We start from the raw sequence: 16,537 nt of genomic DNA on the forward strand, positions 1-16,537 counted from the left end.
TGCGGGGTAAAGCGGAATGAAGGTCGGCGACGACGACACGACGATCGGCACGGGTGGCTGGGTCCTGGTGGTTCTTTCCGGGATCGTCACCTTTGCCGTGCTGCGTGGCTGGCTGCACTACCACTTTGTCCCGGCGGGGCTGTTTTCGGTCGCCATAGCGCTGATCGTGCTTCTGGTGCTGTACCGTCTTGCCGTGACGGTGAACCGCTACGATGACGAGGAGGAGGCGCGCCGGGTGCGCAAGCTGGTTCCGGCGACATCGGATGTCGGCGTGCGGATCGGCGGGACCGACGGCGCGACGGCGCCGGTCGCCCGGGCCGTGCCGGCGCGGCCCGAGGGTGTTGTGGCGCCGCAACGGCCCTCGTCTGTGGTGACGCCGCTTGCGCGCGTCGAGGCTCCACCGACCATACTGCCGCCAGCCCCGACCGAGGCGGCCGAGGTTCCGGTGCCGAAAGTGGCGGCGAAGGCTGCGACCAAGGCTGTTGCAAAGGGTGGAGCAAAGCCCAAGGCCGAGCCGAAGCCGAAGCCGAAGCCGAAGCCGAAGGCCGCGAAAGCGAAGGTCGACGCCAAGGATTCCACTGGCGCTGAGACCAAGCCAAAGGCCGCGAAGACGACCAAGACCAAGGCTGCCAAGGCCGAACCGAAGGGCCTGGTCCGGCTCAAGGCGCCTCGCATTGGCAAGGCCGACGACCTGCAAGAGATCGAGGGCATCGGCCCGGCGCTTGAGAAGCTGGTGAACAGCCTTGGCTTCTACCACTACGACCAGATCGCCGCCTGGACCGAGGCCGATGTGGCGCTGGTCGACGGCGAAATGAAGACATTCAAGGGCCGGATCGCCCGCGACAAATGGGTGGAGCAGGCGAGGATCATCGTCAGCGACGGGCTTGAGGCGTTCCGCGAACGCGCCAGGTCCAATGACTATTGAAGCCAACCGTGGCCCGGAGCGGGCCGCAGCAACGGGAGTGACATGGAATGCGTAGAGCAGAGAATGTGAATGCCCCCTCGCTTGGTGGCTGGATCATCGCAGCGGCGATGGGTCTGGTGGCCTTCGGCGTTCTGACGGTGATCGGTGAGTTCGACCTGACCCCTGCGGTCGCGGTGGCTGCTGTGGTTGCGCTGGTTGCCGGGCTGATCATGGGGATGCCCTGGGGTGGCTCGGCTGCGCGCGTGGCCCCGGTGGCGCCTACCGCTGCCAAGCCTGTTGCTGCGCCGGCCGCTTTCGTCGCGACGCCTGTGGCGATATCCCCGGAGGCAAGCACGGACGGCCCGGCCCGGCTGGCGGCTCCGCGCGGGGGCAAGGCGGACAACCTGAAGGAAATTGAAGGCGTGGGCCCCGCGATGGAAAAGCTGGTGAACGAGATGGGCTTTTACCATTTCGACCAGATCGCCGGCTGGTCCGAGTCCGATGTCGCCTGGGTCGACGCCAATCTGAAGGGGTTCAAGGGCCGCGTGACCCGCGACCGCTGGGTGGCGCAGGCAAAGATCATCGTCAACGAAGGGCTTGCGGCGTTCCGGGAACGCGCCAAGACCAACAGCTACTGACTCATGACACAGACCCGTCCCGATCCGACTGACCTTCAGCGCGCCCGACAGGCGCGGCTGGTGGGCATCGTGCTGGCGGTGACGATCATCCTGTGGATGGGGGCCCAATGGCTGGGCGGACAACTCGGGTTGGAGGTGCGCTATGTGTTCCTCGTCGACCTTCTCGCCATCGCGGCCTTCGTCTGGGCCCTGGTGGTGACGTATCAGATCTGGCGCGGACGCCGGGGTTAGGAAGACCAAGATGCTCAAGGATCAGGACCGCATTTTCACCAACCTTTACGGGATGCATGACCGCAGCCTGAAGGGTGCGATGAAGCGCGGGCATTGGAATGGCACGGCGGACATCATCAAGCGCGGACGCGACACGATCATCGAGCAGGTCAAGGCGTCCGGCCTGCGCGGCCGGGGTGGCGCGGGCTTTCCGACGGGTCTGAAGTGGTCGTTCATGCCCAAGCAGTCCGACGGGCGTCCGTCCTACCTGGTCATCAACGCCGACGAATCCGAGCCTGGCACCTGCAAGGACCGCGAGATCATGCGGCACGACCCGCATACGCTGATCGAGGGCGCGCTGATCGCAAGCTTCGCGATGAACGCGAACGCCTGCTACATCGACATCCGCGGCGAATACATCCGTGAGCGTGAGGCGCTGCAGGCCGCGATCGACGAATGTTATGACGCAGGCATGCTGGGCAAGAACGCGGCCAAGTCCGGCTGGGACTTCGACCTGTATCTGCACCACGGGGCAGGGGCCTATATCTGCGGCGAGGAAACCGCGCTGCTGGAGTCCTTGGAAGGCAAGAAGGGCATGCCCCGGATGAAGCCGCCGTTCCCGGCAGGCTCGGGCCTGTACGGCTGCCCGACCACGGTGAACAACGTCGAATCCATCGCCGTGGTGCCGACGATCCTGCGCCGGGGGTCGGACTGGTTCGCGTCCTTTGGCCGTCCGAACAACACCGGGACCAAGCTCTTTGGCATCTCGGGCCATGTGATGCAGCCCTGCGTCGTGGAAGAGGCGATGTCGATCCCGCTGAAGGAACTGCTTGAACGCCATTGCGGCGGTGTGCGGGGCGGCTGGGACAACATCAAGGCGGTGATCCCGGGCGGGTCGTCGGTCCCCTTGCTGACCAAGGAACAGTGCGACGACGCGATCATGGACTTCGACTGGCTGCGCGAGCAGCGGTCGGGTCTGGGGACGGCGGCGGTGATCGTGATGGACCAGTCGACCGATGTCATCAAGGCGATCTGGCGGCTGTCCAAGTTCTACAAGCACGAAAGCTGCGGCCAGTGCACCCCCTGCCGTGAGGGCACCGGCTGGATGATGCGCGTCATGGACCGTCTGGTCCGCGGCGAAGCCGAGGTCGAGGAAATCGACATGCTTCTCAGCGTGACCAAGCAGGTCGAGGGCCACACGATCTGCGCCCTTGGCGACGCCGCCGCCTGGCCGATCCAGGGCCTGATCCGCGCCTTCCGCGATGAGATCGAGGATCGCATCAAGGCCAAGCGCACTGGGCGCATGGGCGCGATGGCGGCGGAATGATGCGGATGGCGCTGGCCCTTTCGGTGACCCTGGCTCAAGGAGCCTGCGTGGGAACGGCCGCGACCGTTCCCGCCTCGCGTGAGCCTGTGCGGGTGTCGAATGGCGGCCAGCCCTTCGCGATGTGGGACGGCGCATTGGCGCGCAAGGCGGCGGATGCGGCCTGTGGCGGCCGCGTCAACGTATCGATCTACGACCGGTTCGAGCGGGCGACGGGCGAATGGGTCTATCCGGGGGGCTGCGCATGACAAGTGCCGTCATCCGGGGTCACAAAGCGCTGAGAACGGCGGTTTGTCATGGCATATCAAGGGGGTTTGGCCCCATCTCCGGCGCACGAGCAGCCAAGGAGGCCAAAATGCTTCGCACCTTTATCATTGCCCTGACCCTTGCCGCCACCCCCGCCTACGCGCTGGTGCCGATCAACGAAAACCCGGAAATCCGCGCAAAGCTTTTGCAGGGTTTCATCGGTGACGCCATTGCCGACAACTGCCCGACGATCAAGGCGCGGACGATGAAGGCGCTGGGGGAACTCAACAACCTGCGCGACTTCGCCCTGAAGCAGGGGTATGAGGCCAGCGTCGTGCGCGCCTTCGTCACCTCGAAGGACGAGAAGGCCAAGTTCAAGGTCGAGGCCGCCGAATGGCTGAAAGCCAAGGGAGCGGAGCCCGGCAACACGGCGGCCTATTGCACCATCGGCGAGGAAGAGATCGCCAAGGGCACGCTGGCCGGATCGCTGTTGAGGTCGACGAAATGACCGAAACCCGTCACCTGGCCGAGTTGAACGTGGGGCGCCTCTTGGCCCCCACCGACGACCCGCGCGTGGCCGAGTTCATGGCCGCGCTGGACCGGGTGAACGGGATGGGCAAGCGGATGCCCGGCTTCGTCTGGATGATGGAAGGTTCGGGCGAACCCGGCACCGGCAATACCGAAGCCAAGATCGAGGGCGATGCGCAGTTTGTCTCGAACCTCACGGTCTGGGAAAGCGTCGAGACGCTGGAGCATTTCGTCTTCAACACCGTCCACCGGGCGTTCTATGAGCGGCGGCAGGAATGGTTCGAAGTGTTGGGCCGGATGCATTTCGTCATGTGGTGGGTGCCAGCGGGGCATCGGCCGACGCTGGACGAGGCGCTGGAGCGGCTGGCGCATCTGGAGGCACATGGTGACAGTGACCATGCCTTCGGCTGGAAATACCTCAAGGAAGCGCAGCTGTGGCAAAGCCGCGGTTGTGCCCCAGTGGCGGCGGAGTAAAGGCGATGTGCTACGGCGGCCAGGACCCGAAATACATGATGCGCGACATCGAGGCGCGTGTGAAACACCTGTCGTTTGAACAGGATACGACGAAACAGGCGGCCCCGGTCGCGCAAGGGCTTCTGGCCCGCTTGCGTGACGCGGTGAAGGGGCTGCTGCGGAAGGACCGGGCGCATGTCTAACTTGAAGAAAATCAGCATCGACGGGATCGAGGTCGAGGTCGATGGTGCGATGACCATCATCCAGGCGGCGGAAGTCGCGGGGGTGGAAATCCCGCGCTTTTGCTACCACGAACGCCTGACCATCGCCGGCAACTGCCGGATGTGCCTGGTCGAGGTGGTCGGCGGCCCGCCGAAGCCTGCCGCCTCTTGCGCGATGCAGGTGCGTGACTTGCGGCCGGGGCCGGAGGGGCAGGCACCCGTGGTCAAGACCAAGTCGCCGATGGTGAAGAAGGCGCGGGAAGGGGTGATGGAGTTCCTCCTGATCAACCACCCGCTCGACTGCCCGATCTGCGACCAGGGCGGCGAATGCGACCTGCAGGATCAGGCGATGGCTTACGGCGTCGATTTCAGCCGCTACCGCGAGCCGAAGCGGGCGACCGAGGACCTGAACCTTGGCCCGCTGGTCAAGACGGCAATGACGCGCTGCATTTCCTGCACCCGCTGCGTGCGCTTTACCACCGAGGTCGCCGGGATCACCCAGATGGGCCAGACGGGCCGTGGGGAAGACAGCGAGATCACCAGCTATCTGAACATGACGCTGGATTCGAACCTGCAGGGCAACATCATCGACCTTTGCCCGGTTGGGGCGCTGACCTCTAAGCCCTATGCCTTCACCGCCCGTCCGTGGGAACTGACCAAGACGGAATCCATCGACGTGATGGATGCGCTGGGATCGAACATCCGGGTCGACACCAAGGGCCGCGAAGTCATGCGCTTTCTGCCGCGCAACCATGACGGCGTGAACGAGGAATGGATCAGCGACAAGACCCGCTTTGTCTGGGATGGGCTGCGTCGGCAGCGGCTGGACACGCCCTATGTGCGTGAGAACGGGCGCTTGCGGAAAGCCACCTGGGGCGAGGCGCTGGAGAAGGCGGCTGCCGCCATCAAGGGCAAGAAGGTCGCCGGTCTGGTCGGCGATCTGGCCCCGGTCGAGGCGGCCTATTCCCTGAAAACGCTGGTGGAATCGCTGGGCGGCCATGTCGAGTGTCGGACAGACGGGGCAAAGCTGCCCGCTGGCAACCGCTCGGGTTACGTGGGCACGGCGACGATCGAGGACATCGACACGGCCAAGGTGATCCTGCTGATCGGGACCAACCCGCGCGTCGAGGCCCCGGTCCTGAACGCCCGCATCCGCAAGGCATGGACCAATGGCGCGATGGTGGGGCTGTTCGGGGAACAGGTCGATCTGACCTATGACTACAAGCACATGGGCTCGGACCGGGCGGCTCTGGTCGATCTGGTCGGCCGGGTGACCCAGAAGGACAACACGCTGGTCATCATCGGCCAGGGCGCGATCAACGAGGCGGACGGCGAGGCGGTCCTGTCGCAGGCGATGGCCTATGCGCAAGGTGCGGGGGCGAAGTTCATGGTCCTGCACACGGCGGCGGGGCGCGTCGGCGCGATGGATGTGGGCGCAGTCACCGAGGGCGGACTTGCGGCTGCGACCGAGGGGGCCGAGGTGATCTACAACCTCGGCGCCGATGAGGTCGAAATCGCAGCGGGGCCGTTCGTGATCTACCAGGGCAGCCACGGCGACCGGGGGGCCAACCGGGCGGACATCATTTTGCCGGGCGCGGCCTATACCGAAGAGAACGGGTTGTTCGTCAACACCGAGGGCCGCCCGCAGCTTGCCTTCCGCGCCGGGTTCGCGCCGGGCGAGGCCAAGGAAAACTGGGCGATCCTGCGGGCGCTGTCGGCGGAAGTGGGCCAGCAACTGCCATGGGATTCGCTGGCGGGTCTGCGGGCGGCGCTGGTCAAGGCGCATCCGCATCTGGGCCGGATCGACGAGGTGCCGCAGAACGACTGGCAGCCGCTGCCGGTCAAGGCTCCGGCCAAGGCCACGTTCCGCAATGCGATCCGGGATTTCTACCTGACCAACCCGATTGCGCGTGCCTCGGCGGTGATGGCCGAACTGTCGGCGATGTCCAAGGCCCGCGCGGCAGCCCCGATTGCGGCGGAGTAACCGGATGGCGCAGCGCCTCTCGCTTCTGGCCAGCCTTGGCACCGCGACAGCGGCACTGGGGGCTTGCGCGCCCGGCGGAGAGGTGCCAGAGGAACGCGGGCAAGCGCCGGTCTATCAGGGGGTCTCGACGATCCTTCTCGACAAGGACCTGGTCAGTCTCACGGTCGCGCTGACCGGGACGAAGGACGGGTCGGACGTCGAGGCCTATGGCCGCTGTGCTGCCGCGCAATATGCGCTGGATCAAGGCTTTGGCTTCGCACGCCAGGTGCGGACCATCGTGAAGAAGGACGGGCGGACATGGGTCGGGGATGCGGTCTATCTGCTCTCGGCCGAGAGGCCCGAGGGCCTTCGCACCATCGACACCGCACAGGCGGTGGCAGAGTGCGAAGTGCTTGGAATACCTGGCCAGTAAGGCTGGCGATTTGAGGATGAGGGACTGACATGGACGGGTTTCTTGCCACGGGGTTCGGGACGGCGGTGCTGATCGCGGCGCAGTCGCTGCTGATCGTGGCCTTCGTGATGATCAGCCTTCTGTTCCTTGTCTACGGCGACCGGAAGATCTGGGCGGCGGTGCAGATGCGGCGCGGCCCGAACGTGGTGGGGCCGTTCGGCCTGCTGCAATCGGTGGCCGACGCGCTGAAATACGTGGTCAAGGAGATCGTGATCCCCGCCGGGGTAGATCGCCCGGTGTTCTTCCTGGCGCCGATGCTGTCGTTCGTGCTGGCGATCCTCGCCTGGGCGGTGATCCCCTTCGATGACGGCTGGGTCCTGGCCAACATCAACGTCGCGATCCTGTTCGTCTTTGCCGTCTCCAGTCTGGAGGTTTACGGCGTGATCATGGGCGGCTGGGCCTCGAACTCGAAATACGCGTTTCTTGGCTCGCTGCGGTCGGCGGCACAGATGATTTCCTACGAAGTGTCGCTGGGCCTGATCATCATCGGGGTGATCATCTCCACGGGTGCGATGAACTTCGGGGCCATCGTGGCCGCGCAGGACGGGGACTGGGGCCTGTTCAACTGGTACTGGCTGCCGCATTTCCCGATGGTGTTCCTGTTCTTCATCTCGGCGCTGGCCGAGACCAACCGCCCACCCTTCGACCTGCCCGAGGCTGAATCCGAACTCGTCGCCGGGTTCATGGTGGAATACTCGTCCACGCCCTACCTTCTGTTCATGGCCGGCGAATATATCGCCATCTTCCTGATGTGCGCGCTGATCAGCCTTCTGTTCTTCGGCGGCTGGCTCTCGCCGATCCCCGGCCTGCCCGACGGCTGGTGGTGGATGGTTGCGAAGATGTGGCTCTTCTTCTTCATGTTCGCCATGGTGAAGGCGATCGTCCCCCGCTACCGCTATGACCAGCTGATGCGGATCGGCTGGAAGGTCTTCCTGCCGATGTCGCTGGCCTGGGTCGTGATCGTGGCGTTCCTGGCGAAATTCGAAGTGCTGGGCGGCTTCTGGGCCCGCTGGACGATTGGAGGCTGACATGTCCAACATCGACTGGACCCGCGCCACGAAGTATTTCCTGCTGATGGACTTCATCAAGGGCTTCGGCCTGGGGATGAAGTACTTCTTCGCGCCGAAATCGACGGTGAACTACCCGCATGAAAAGGGGCCGCTGTCGCCCCGCTTCCGCGGCGAACATGCGCTGCGCCGCTATCCGAACGGCGAGGAACGCTGCATCGCCTGCAAGCTGTGCGAAGCGGTCTGCCCGGCGCAGGCGATCACCATCGACGCCGAACCGCGTGAGGATGGCTCCCGCCGGACCACTCGGTACGACATCGACATGACCAAGTGCATCTACTGCGGCTTCTGCCAGGAAGCCTGCCCGGTCGATGCCATCGTCGAAGGCCCGAACTTCGAATTCTCGACCGAGACGCGGGAAGAGCTGTTCTACAACAAGGACCGCCTCTTGGAGAACGGCGCCCGCTGGGAAGCCGAGATCGCCCGCAACCTTGAAATCGACGCCCCATACCGGTGATCCCATGACCGACGATTTCGCCAAGATGTTCGCCACGATGATGGAGCAGGGTCAGAAGATGGCCCAGTCCTTCATGCCCGGCATGGAAAACGTCGACGCGAAGGCGTTCGAGAAGTTCTTTCCGGCGATGCCGAAGGAACTCTTGGAGATGTGGTTCGGCAAGACCTTCAACCCCGAAGGTCTGGACGCGCGGACCCGGTTTCTGGTCACCATCGCGGCCCTGACGGTGCTTGGCCCGGTGGGCGAGCCGCAACTGCGGATGACGATCAAGAACGGGCTGGCCGCCGGGGCCACCAAGCGCGAGGTCGCGGAAGTGATCTGGCAGATGTCGATGTTCGGCGGCGTCCCCGCCATGCAGAAGGCGCTGGAAATTGCCCAGTCCGTCTTCGCCGAGACCCCTGAGGAGAAAGACGCATGACCGTCTTCAGTTTCGCCTTCTACATGTTCGCCGTAAGCACGGTCGCCTCGGGCCTCATGGTCACGCTTAGCCGCAACCCCGTTCATTCGGTGCTGTGGCTGATCCTGGCGTTCCTGTCGACTTCCGGCCTTTTCGTGATGCTCGGGGCCGAGTTCGTGGCGATGCTTCTGGTTATCGTCTACGTCGGCGCGGTGGCGGTGCTGTTCCTGTTCGTCGTCATGATGCTGGACATCGACTTTGCCGCGCTGAAGGGCGAATTGGCGCGCTACATGCCGCTGGGCCTTCTGATCGGCGTGGTCCTGCTGATGCAGGTCGCCATCGGCGTCGGCGTCTGGACGGCGGCGGACGGGGCCGAGGGCCTGCGTCAGGCCGTGGCCCCCGCCCCGACCGAAATGGAGAACACCCGGGCGCTGGGGATGATCCTGTATGACCGTTACTTCCTGCTGTTCCAACTGTCCGGCCTGATCCTGCTGGTCGCGATGATCGGCGCGATCCTTCTGACGCTGCGCCACCGCAAGGACGTCAAGCGCCAGAACGTGCTGCAGCAGATGTGGCGCGACCCGGCCAAGGCGATGGAGCTGAAGGACGTGAAACCGGGGCAGGGGTTGTGATGCACGCCGCCGCCCCCCTTCTGGTGGTCACCGCGCTGGCCGTGCCCGCCTGGGCGCGGACCCCGGATCTTCCGGGGCTGCCGGTGTGCCAGGACGATCAGGGGCGCGTGGTCGAGATGCAGGACCAGGGCGTGCGCGGCGATGTCGTGCTGTTCTGGACCGCGTCGGACCGCGAGCCGACAGGCGAGATGGTGCTGGCCGACTGTGGGTCGGGACGGGCACTGCGGGTGAGCCAGGGCAAGGCCGAGGACAGCCTGGACAGCGCCGCCGGGATCCTGCGCGACGCGATCTGGGACGAGGTGCCGCACACGCTGGGCAAGATCCAGGCCAGCCTGCGCGCCAAGGGATACCGGGCCAGCCGGGGCAGCATCGCCCGAGGCCATTGCGCCTGCGGCTTGGCCCGGCAGGACTGACGAAACGAACGACGGAACGAACGGGCCGCATAGAGCCCAAGAGGGAACGGACAGATGATCGGACTTGAACATTACCTGACGGTGGCCGCGGCGCTGTTCGTCATCGGGATCTTCGGGATCTTCCTGAACCGGAAGAACGTGATCGTCATCCTGATGTCGATCGAACTGATGCTTCTGGCCGTGAACATCAACCTTGTCGCCTTCTCGTCCTATTCGGGCGATCTGGTGGGGCAGGTCTTCACCATGTTCGTCCTGACCGTCGCCGCCGCCGAGGCCGCGATCGGTCTGGCCATCCTTGTCGTCTTCTTCCGCAACCGCGGCACCATCGAGGTGGAAGACGTCAACGTGATGAAGGGCTGAGCCCCATGCAGGTCGGGGATCGCAACGTGTTCGGGATGCGGGTGACGGCCCTGAAGGGCCGGATGCTTGACCTGGAGTGCGAGGCATGCCGCACGGCCGGATCGGTTCCGGCGAACGAATTCCAATCTACGCGCTGCGGGTCGCCCGCCTGCGCATCCAGCCAAGGCAGGACCGAGTAAATGGCAACGATCATCCTTTTCGCTCCCCTGATCGGGGCCTTGATCTGCGGCTTCGGCTGGCGCCTGATCGGCGAGAAGGCCGGACAGGTCATCACCACGGCGATGATCTTCCTGGCCGCCGCGCTTTCCTGGCAGATCTTCCTGACCTTCGACGGCGAGACGCAGCGCATCGTCATCATGCGCTGGATCGAATCCGGCACGATGGGCAGCGAATGGGCGATCCGGCTGGACCGGCTGACCGCGATCATGCTGGTCGTGGTGAACAGCGTGTCCGCGCTCGTCCATCTCTACAGCTTCGGCTACATGGCGCATGACGAGAACTGGCACGAGGGCGAGCATTACAAGGCCCGCTTCTTCGCTTACCTGTCGTTCTTCACCTTCTCGATGCTGATGCTGGTGACCAGTGACAACCTGGTCCAGATGTTCTTCGGCTGGGAGGGCGTGGGCGTCGCATCCTACCTTCTGATCGGCTTCTATTACCGCAAGGCAAGCGCGAACGCGGCGGCGATGAAGGCCTTCATCGTCAACCGCGTCGGCGATTTCGGCTTTGCGCTGGGCATCTTCGCGCTCTTTTACCTGACCGACAGCATCCGCTTCGATGACGTCTTCGCCGCCGCGCCCGCGCTGGCCGAGACGAACCTGACCTTCCTCTGGGGCGAAGGGAACGCCGCGAACCTGATCGGCGTCCTTCTGTTCATCGGGGCGATGGGGAAATCGGCGCAGCTGTTCCTGCACACCTGGCTGCCGGACGCGATGGAAGGCCCGACCCCGGTGTCGGCGCTGATCCACGCAGCAACCATGGTGACGGCGGGGGTCTTCCTCGTCTGCCGGATGTCGCCGGTCTATGAATACGCACCGCAGGCGCTGGCCTTCATCACCGTCCTTGGCGCGCTGACCGCCTTTGTCGCGGCGACCATTGGCCTGGTGCAGAACGACATCAAGCGCGTGATCGCCTATTCGACCATGTCGCAGCTGGGCTACATGTTCGTGGCTGCCGGGGTGGGCGTCTATTCGGTGGCGATGTTCCACCTGTTCACCCACGCCTTCTTCAAGGCGATGCTGTTCCTGGGTGCGGGGTCGGTGATCCATGCGACCCACCACGAACAGGACATGCGCAACTATGGCGGGCTGCGGAAGAAGATCCCCTACACCTTCGCCGCCATGCTGATCGGCACGCTTGCCATCACTGGCGTGGGCATCCCGCTGACGCATTACGGCTTTGCCGGGTTCCTGTCGAAGGACGCGGTGATCGAAAGCGCCTGGGTCGGATCAGGCTTTGCCTTCTGGCTTCTGGTCGTCGCCGCCTGCTTCACCAGCTTCTATTCCTGGCGCCTGATGTTCCTGACCTTCTTCGGGGAAAGCCGGGCAAATGGCCATGGCCACGCGGCGCATGGGCATGGTCATGACGATCACGGGCACGGCCATCACGAGCCGCACGAAAGCCCGATGGTCATGCTGATCCCGCTGGGCGTCCTGGCGCTGGGCGCGATCTTCTCGGGGATGCTGTGGTACAAGGTGTTCTTCGGCGACGAGACCGCGGTGCGGAACTGGTTCGGCATGGAAACCGCCGCCCATGGCGAGGCGGAGGGCGACGCCGGCCACGGCGAAGTTGCCGCGGCCTCGACCGAGGGTGAGACCATCCTGGCCGAACCCGCCCCGACCGAGGCTGTCCCGACCGAGGCTGTCCCGCCCGAAGCCCACGCCGCGACCGAGGGCCATGCCGCAGGCGTCGCCCCCAAGGGCGCGCTGGTGATGCTGCCCTTCACGCCGGAAGAACAGGCCGTGGTCGACACCCGCCTTGACGCCGACAAGGCCGCAAAGGCGGAACACGCGCCGACCACGATGATCAACGCGGCGCACGTGGTGCCGACCTGGGTCAAGGTCTCGCCCTTCATCGCCATGCTGATCGGTTTCGCGGTGGCCTGGCTGTTCTACATCCGCGACCCGAGCCTGCCGCGCCGCCTGGCCGCGCAGCAGCGCCCGCTTTACCTGTTCCTTCTGAACAAGTGGTACTTCGACGAGCTTTATGACGTGATCTTCGTCCGCCCGGCCAAATGGCTTGGGGGCTTCCTGTGGAAGAAGGGCGACGGCAATGTCATCGACGGCTCGCTCAACGGGGTCGCGATGGGGATCATCCCCGCGCTGACCCGTCTCGCAGGCCGCGCGCAGTCCGGCTACCTGTTCCACTACGCCTTCGCGATGGTGCTGGGGATCGTGATCCTGGTCACCTGGATGACGCTCTTCGGCGGCGCGAAGTAAGGGGCGCGCACAATGGAAAACCAGCTTCTCTCGATCATCACCTTCCTGCCGCTGGTTGCGGCGCTGATCCTTGCGCTGTTCATGCGCGGCGACGACGCGGCGGCGCGGGCTGGGGCAAAGTGGCTTGCGCTCTTTACCACCTCGGCGACCTTCGTCATCTCGCTGTTCGTGCTGCTCCGGTTCGATCCTTCGAACACCGGCTTCCAGTTCGTCGAGGAACGGACATGGATCCTGGGCCTGACCTACAAGATGGGTGTGGACGGGATCTCGATCCTGTTCGTCATGCTCACGACGTTCCTGATGCCGATCACGATATATTCCTGCTGGAACGTGGAAACCCGCGTCAAGGAATACATGATCGCCTTTCTGGTGCTTGAGACGCTGATGCTGGGCGTGTTCATGGCGCTGGACCTGGTGCTGTTCTACCTGTTCTTCGAGGCAGGGCTGATCCCGATGTTCCTGATCATCGGCATCTGGGGCGGCAAGGAACGCATCTATGCCGCGTTCAAGTTCTTCCTTTATACCTTCCTCGGCTCGGTTCTGATGCTGGTCGCGATGATCGCGATGTATTTCGAAGCGGGCACGACCGACATCACCAAGCTTCTGGTCCACAACTTCGGGTCCGAGACGTTCAGCATCCTTGGCATCCAGGTCGTCGGCGGCCTGCAGACGATGCTGTTCCTTGCGTTCTTCGCGTCTTTCGCCGTGAAGATGCCGATGTGGCCGGTGCACACCTGGCTGCCTGACGCGCACGTGCAGGCCCCGACTGCGGGGTCCGTCGTGCTTGCGGCGATCCTCTTGAAGATGGGCGGCTACGGTTTCCTGCGCTTTTCCTTGCCGATGTTCCCGGTCGGGTCCGATGTCATGGCGCCGCTGGTCCTGTGGATGTCTGCCATTGCCATCGTCTACACGTCGCTGGTGGCCCTGGCGCAAACCGACATGAAGAAGCTGATCGCCTATTCCTCGGTCGCGCATATGGGCTTTGTGACGATGGGCATCTTCGCCGCCAATCAGCAGGGTGTTGACGGGGCGATCTTCCAGATGATCAGCCACGGCTTCATCTCGGGCGCCCTGTTCCTGTGCGTCGGCGTGATCTACGACCGGATGCACACCCGCGACATCGACGCCTATGGCGGCCTCGTGAACCGGATGCCGACCTATGCGCTGGTGTTCATGTTCTTCACGATGGCCAATGTCGGCTTGCCGGGGACCAGCGGGTTCGTCGGTGAATTCCTGACGCTGATGGGCATCTTCCAGGTCAACACCTGGGTCGCCGCCGTCGCCGCGACCGGCGTGATCCTTTCGGCGGCCTACGCGCTTTGGCTTTACCGCCGGGTCGTCTTTGGCGACCTGATCAAAGAGGCCTTGCGTTCGATCACCGACATGGACCGCCGCGAGAAGGCGATCTTCGCCCCCCTCATCGCGATGACCCTGATCCTGGGCGTCTACCCCAGCCTCGTGACCGACATCATCGGGCCCTCTGTCACGGCCCTTGTCACCGACTACCAGGCCGCGCTGCCCGCTGACGGCACCAGCCTGGCCCTGAATGAAGGACATTCGGAATGACTTCCGCCGATTTCCAGACCCTGTTGCCCGAGATCGTGCTGGCGGGCTATGCGATGGCCGCGCTGATGCTGGCGGTCTACACCACCAAGGACAAGCTGGCCGCCACGCTGGTCTGGGCGACGGCAGGGCTTTTCGTGGCGCTCGCGCTTTACATCGGGGCAGGCGGGGCAGGGCAGCGGCTGGTCTTCAGCGGGCTTTTCGTCGACGACCCCTTCGCGCGCTTCGCCAAGGTGACGATCCTTCTCTCTGCCGCCGCCGTTCTGGTGATGAGCCAGGACTACATGACCCGGCGTGAGCTCTTGCGCTTTGAATACCCGATCCTCGTCACGCTCTCGGTGGTCGGGATGATGGTCATGGTCTCCTCGGCCGATCTGATCACCCTCTACATGGGGCTGGAACTGCAATCGCTGGCGCTTTACGTCATCGCCTCGATCCGCCGTGACAGTGCCAAGTCGTCGGAAGCGGGCCTGAAATACTTCGTCCTCGGCGCGCTGTCCTCTGGCTTGCTGCTCTATGGCGCATCGCTGGTCTACGGTTATGCGGGCACGACGCAGTTTGTCGGCATCCTGTCCACCGTGCGCGACAGCGTGCCGCTGGGGTTGCTGTTCGGGCTGGTGTTCATGCTGGCGGGCCTTGCGTTCAAGGTCAGTGCCGCGCCGTTCCACATGTGGACCCCCGACGTCTACGAAGGCTCGCCCACCCCGGTCACCGCCTTCTTCGCCACCGCGCCCAAGGTTGCGGCGATGGCGCTGATTGCCCGCCTTGTGCAGGACGCCTTCGGTGGCATCCCCGGCCAATGGGGCCAGGTGCTTGCCGCGCTGGCGGTGGCGTCGATGTTCCTGGGGGCCGTGGCCGCGATCGGCCAGCGCGACATCAAGCGACTGATGGCCTATTCGTCCATCGCCCACATGGGCTACGCGTTGATCGGCCTTTGCGTCGGCACGGCCTACGGGGTGCAGGCGACGATGATCTACATGGCGATCTACGTCACGATGAACGTCGGCACCTTTGCCTTCATCCTGTCGATGGAGCGTGACGGACGGCCGGTCAGCGACATCGCCGGCCTGAACCAGTTCGCGAAGAAGGAACCGCTGAAGGCACTCGCGATGCTGGTCCTCCTCTTCTCGCTGGCCGGTGTGCCGCCGATGGTGGGGTTTTTCGGCAAGTTCTACGTGCTGAAGGCAGCGGTGGACGCGGGCTGGGTCTGGCTGGCCGTCGCAGGCGCCGTGGCCTCGGTGATCGGCGCCTTCTACTACCTGCGCCTCGTCTACTTCATGTACTTCGGGGCCGAACAGGAGCCCGTCGACAGCCGCATGGCCCCGGTGCAATGGGGCATGCTGGTCGCGGTGGCGGCGATCATGCTTCTTGGGATCGTGAACCTGTTCGGGATCGAGGCGCCTGCGGCCCTGGCCGCCGAAGCGCTTGTCCGCTAAGGGCGACGGGGCAGGGCGGATCGTCCTGCCCAAGACCGACAGCACCAATGCCGAAGGTTTCCGGCAGGCCGCGACGCTTGCCGGTCCGACCTGGATCCTCGCCGGGGTTCAGACCGCAGGGCGGGGTCGCCGGGCCCGGCCCTGGTCCAGCCCGCCGGGAAACTTCCACGGCACCCTGGTCCTGAAACCCACCGAGCCGCCCGAGACCGTCGCACTTCGGTCCTTTGCCGCCGCGCTTGCTCTGCGCGATGCGCTGGTGCAACTGACCGGCCTGCCGCAAAGCTTCACGCTGAAATGGCCGAACGACGTCCTGTGCAACGGTGGCAAGCTTGCCGGCATCCTGCTGGAAAGCCAGGGCCTGAACGGCCCCGACCCGATCCTTTGCATCGGCATCGGGGTCAACCTGATCGCCGCTCCCGATGCCTCCGTCGTCGAAACCGGGGCGGTCCCCCCCGTGTCGCTTCTGGTCGAGACCGGCCTCGGGATCACGCCCGAAGGCTTTCTCGACGCCCTTGCCCCGGCCTGCTCCCGCTGGGAGGTCACCTTCACCACCCAAGGCTTCGCCCCCCTCCGGGCCGCCTGGCTCGCCCACGCCGCGCGCCTGGGCCAACCGATCCGCGCCCGCACCGGCAGCGAGACGCACGAGGGCACCTTCGAAACCATCGACGCCCAGGGCAACCTCATCCTTCGCACCGGGCAAGCCACCCTTGCCATCCCCGCCGCCGAGGTGTTCTTCTGACCGCTGCTTTCATCTTTGCCCAAATATCCCACGGGGGTCCGGGGGTGTGAAACCCCCGGTCCGCCCTTGAACCTCG

The 16,537-nt window shown here is 64.8% G+C and carries 20 protein-coding genes; all 20 read left to right on the forward strand.

Annotated features, from left to right (window positions below):
- Positions 1-16: 16 nt before the first annotated feature.
- The 20 genes from Q8M85_RS21870 (at position 17) to Q8M85_RS21965 (ending at position 16,461) form a co-directional block, all read left to right on the forward strand.
- Positions 17-925 carry a hypothetical protein gene (locus tag Q8M85_RS21870; protein WP_305548710.1) on the forward strand — a complete coding sequence of 303 codons (909 nt, stop codon included), beginning with the start codon at positions 17-19 and terminating at the stop codon, positions 923-925.
- A gap of 47 nt (positions 926-972) precedes the next feature.
- Entirely contained in the window at positions 973-1,542 is a 570-nt protein-coding gene (locus tag Q8M85_RS21875; protein WP_305548714.1) for an NADH:ubiquinone oxidoreductase, read from the forward strand.
- 3 nt (positions 1,543-1,545) lie between these two features.
- Positions 1,546-1,773, forward strand: coding sequence for a DUF5337 domain-containing protein (locus tag Q8M85_RS21880; protein ID WP_305548717.1), 228 nt, complete (start codon positions 1,546-1,548; stop codon positions 1,771-1,773).
- Between the two features lie 10 nt (positions 1,774-1,783).
- The gene (gene nuoF / locus Q8M85_RS21885) at positions 1,784-3,079 is read left to right on the forward strand and encodes an NADH-quinone oxidoreductase subunit NuoF (protein ID WP_305548719.1); all 1,296 of its coding nucleotides are present in this window, start codon (positions 1,784-1,786) and stop codon (positions 3,077-3,079) included.
- A gap of 5 nt (positions 3,080-3,084) precedes the next feature.
- Positions 3,085-3,324, forward strand: a complete 240-nt coding sequence (locus tag Q8M85_RS21890; RefSeq protein ID WP_305548721.1) for a hypothetical protein — start codon at positions 3,085-3,087, stop codon at positions 3,322-3,324.
- Positions 3,325-3,431: 107 nt separating this feature from the next.
- Complete coding sequence (locus Q8M85_RS21895) at positions 3,432-3,830, forward strand: DUF5333 domain-containing protein (protein ID WP_305548723.1); 399 nt, start codon at positions 3,432-3,434, stop codon at positions 3,828-3,830.
- Positions 3,827-4,324, forward strand: coding sequence for a DUF3291 domain-containing protein (locus tag Q8M85_RS21900; RefSeq protein WP_305548726.1), 498 nt, complete (start codon positions 3,827-3,829; stop codon positions 4,322-4,324). The genes Q8M85_RS21895 and Q8M85_RS21900 overlap by 4 nt, the downstream gene beginning before the upstream one ends.
- Before the next feature lie 5 nt (positions 4,325-4,329).
- Positions 4,330-4,506, forward strand: a complete 177-nt coding sequence (locus Q8M85_RS21905; protein ID WP_305548728.1) for a hypothetical protein — start codon at positions 4,330-4,332, stop codon at positions 4,504-4,506.
- Positions 4,499-6,508, forward strand: coding sequence for an NADH-quinone oxidoreductase subunit NuoG (gene nuoG, locus Q8M85_RS21910; protein WP_305548730.1), 2,010 nt, complete (start codon positions 4,499-4,501; stop codon positions 6,506-6,508). Before Q8M85_RS21905 ends, nuoG begins: the two co-directional genes overlap by 8 nt.
- A 4-nt stretch (positions 6,509-6,512) precedes the next feature.
- Positions 6,513-6,920, forward strand: a complete 408-nt coding sequence (locus Q8M85_RS21915; protein WP_305548732.1) for a hypothetical protein — start codon at positions 6,513-6,515, stop codon at positions 6,918-6,920.
- A gap of 29 nt (positions 6,921-6,949) precedes the next feature.
- The gene (gene nuoH / locus Q8M85_RS21920) at positions 6,950-7,987 is read left to right on the forward strand and encodes an NADH-quinone oxidoreductase subunit NuoH (protein WP_305548734.1); all 1,038 of its coding nucleotides are present in this window, start codon (positions 6,950-6,952) and stop codon (positions 7,985-7,987) included.
- Between the two features lies 1 nt (position 7,988).
- Positions 7,989-8,483, forward strand: coding sequence for an NADH-quinone oxidoreductase subunit NuoI (gene nuoI, locus Q8M85_RS21925; protein ID WP_295075007.1), 495 nt, complete (start codon positions 7,989-7,991; stop codon positions 8,481-8,483).
- Between the two features lie 4 nt (positions 8,484-8,487).
- The gene (locus tag Q8M85_RS21930; RefSeq protein ID WP_305548738.1) at positions 8,488-8,901 is read left to right on the forward strand and encodes a carboxymuconolactone decarboxylase family protein; all 414 of its coding nucleotides are present in this window, start codon (positions 8,488-8,490) and stop codon (positions 8,899-8,901) included.
- Positions 8,898-9,512 (forward strand): NADH-quinone oxidoreductase subunit J, encoded by a 615-nt coding sequence (locus Q8M85_RS21935; protein WP_305548740.1) that lies wholly within the window; start codon positions 8,898-8,900, stop codon positions 9,510-9,512. The genes Q8M85_RS21930 and Q8M85_RS21935 overlap by 4 nt, the downstream gene beginning before the upstream one ends.
- Entirely contained in the window at positions 9,512-9,925 is a 414-nt protein-coding gene (locus Q8M85_RS21940) for a hypothetical protein (protein WP_305548744.1), read from the forward strand. Before Q8M85_RS21935 ends, Q8M85_RS21940 begins: the two co-directional genes overlap by 1 nt.
- Before the next feature lie 54 nt (positions 9,926-9,979).
- On the forward strand, positions 9,980-10,285 hold the full coding sequence (gene nuoK, locus Q8M85_RS21945) for an NADH-quinone oxidoreductase subunit NuoK (RefSeq protein ID WP_197642188.1): 306 nt from the start codon (positions 9,980-9,982) through the stop codon (positions 10,283-10,285).
- Between the two features lie 179 nt (positions 10,286-10,464).
- Positions 10,465-12,723, forward strand: a complete 2,259-nt coding sequence (gene nuoL, locus Q8M85_RS21950; protein ID WP_305548745.1) for an NADH-quinone oxidoreductase subunit L — start codon at positions 10,465-10,467, stop codon at positions 12,721-12,723.
- A gap of 12 nt (positions 12,724-12,735) precedes the next feature.
- Complete coding sequence (locus Q8M85_RS21955; protein WP_305548746.1) at positions 12,736-14,289, forward strand: NADH-quinone oxidoreductase subunit M; 1,554 nt, start codon at positions 12,736-12,738, stop codon at positions 14,287-14,289.
- Complete coding sequence (gene nuoN, locus Q8M85_RS21960; protein ID WP_305548748.1) at positions 14,286-15,722, forward strand: NADH-quinone oxidoreductase subunit NuoN; 1,437 nt, start codon at positions 14,286-14,288, stop codon at positions 15,720-15,722. Before Q8M85_RS21955 ends, nuoN begins: the two co-directional genes overlap by 4 nt.
- On the forward strand, positions 15,712-16,461 hold the full coding sequence (locus Q8M85_RS21965; RefSeq protein ID WP_305548750.1) for a biotin--[acetyl-CoA-carboxylase] ligase: 750 nt from the start codon (positions 15,712-15,714) through the stop codon (positions 16,459-16,461). Before nuoN ends, Q8M85_RS21965 begins: the two co-directional genes overlap by 11 nt.
- Positions 16,462-16,537: the final 76 nt, after the last annotated feature.

This window comes from Tabrizicola sp. (assembly GCF_030694085.1).
Classification (GTDB): domain Bacteria; phylum Pseudomonadota; class Alphaproteobacteria; order Rhodobacterales; family Rhodobacteraceae; genus Tabrizicola.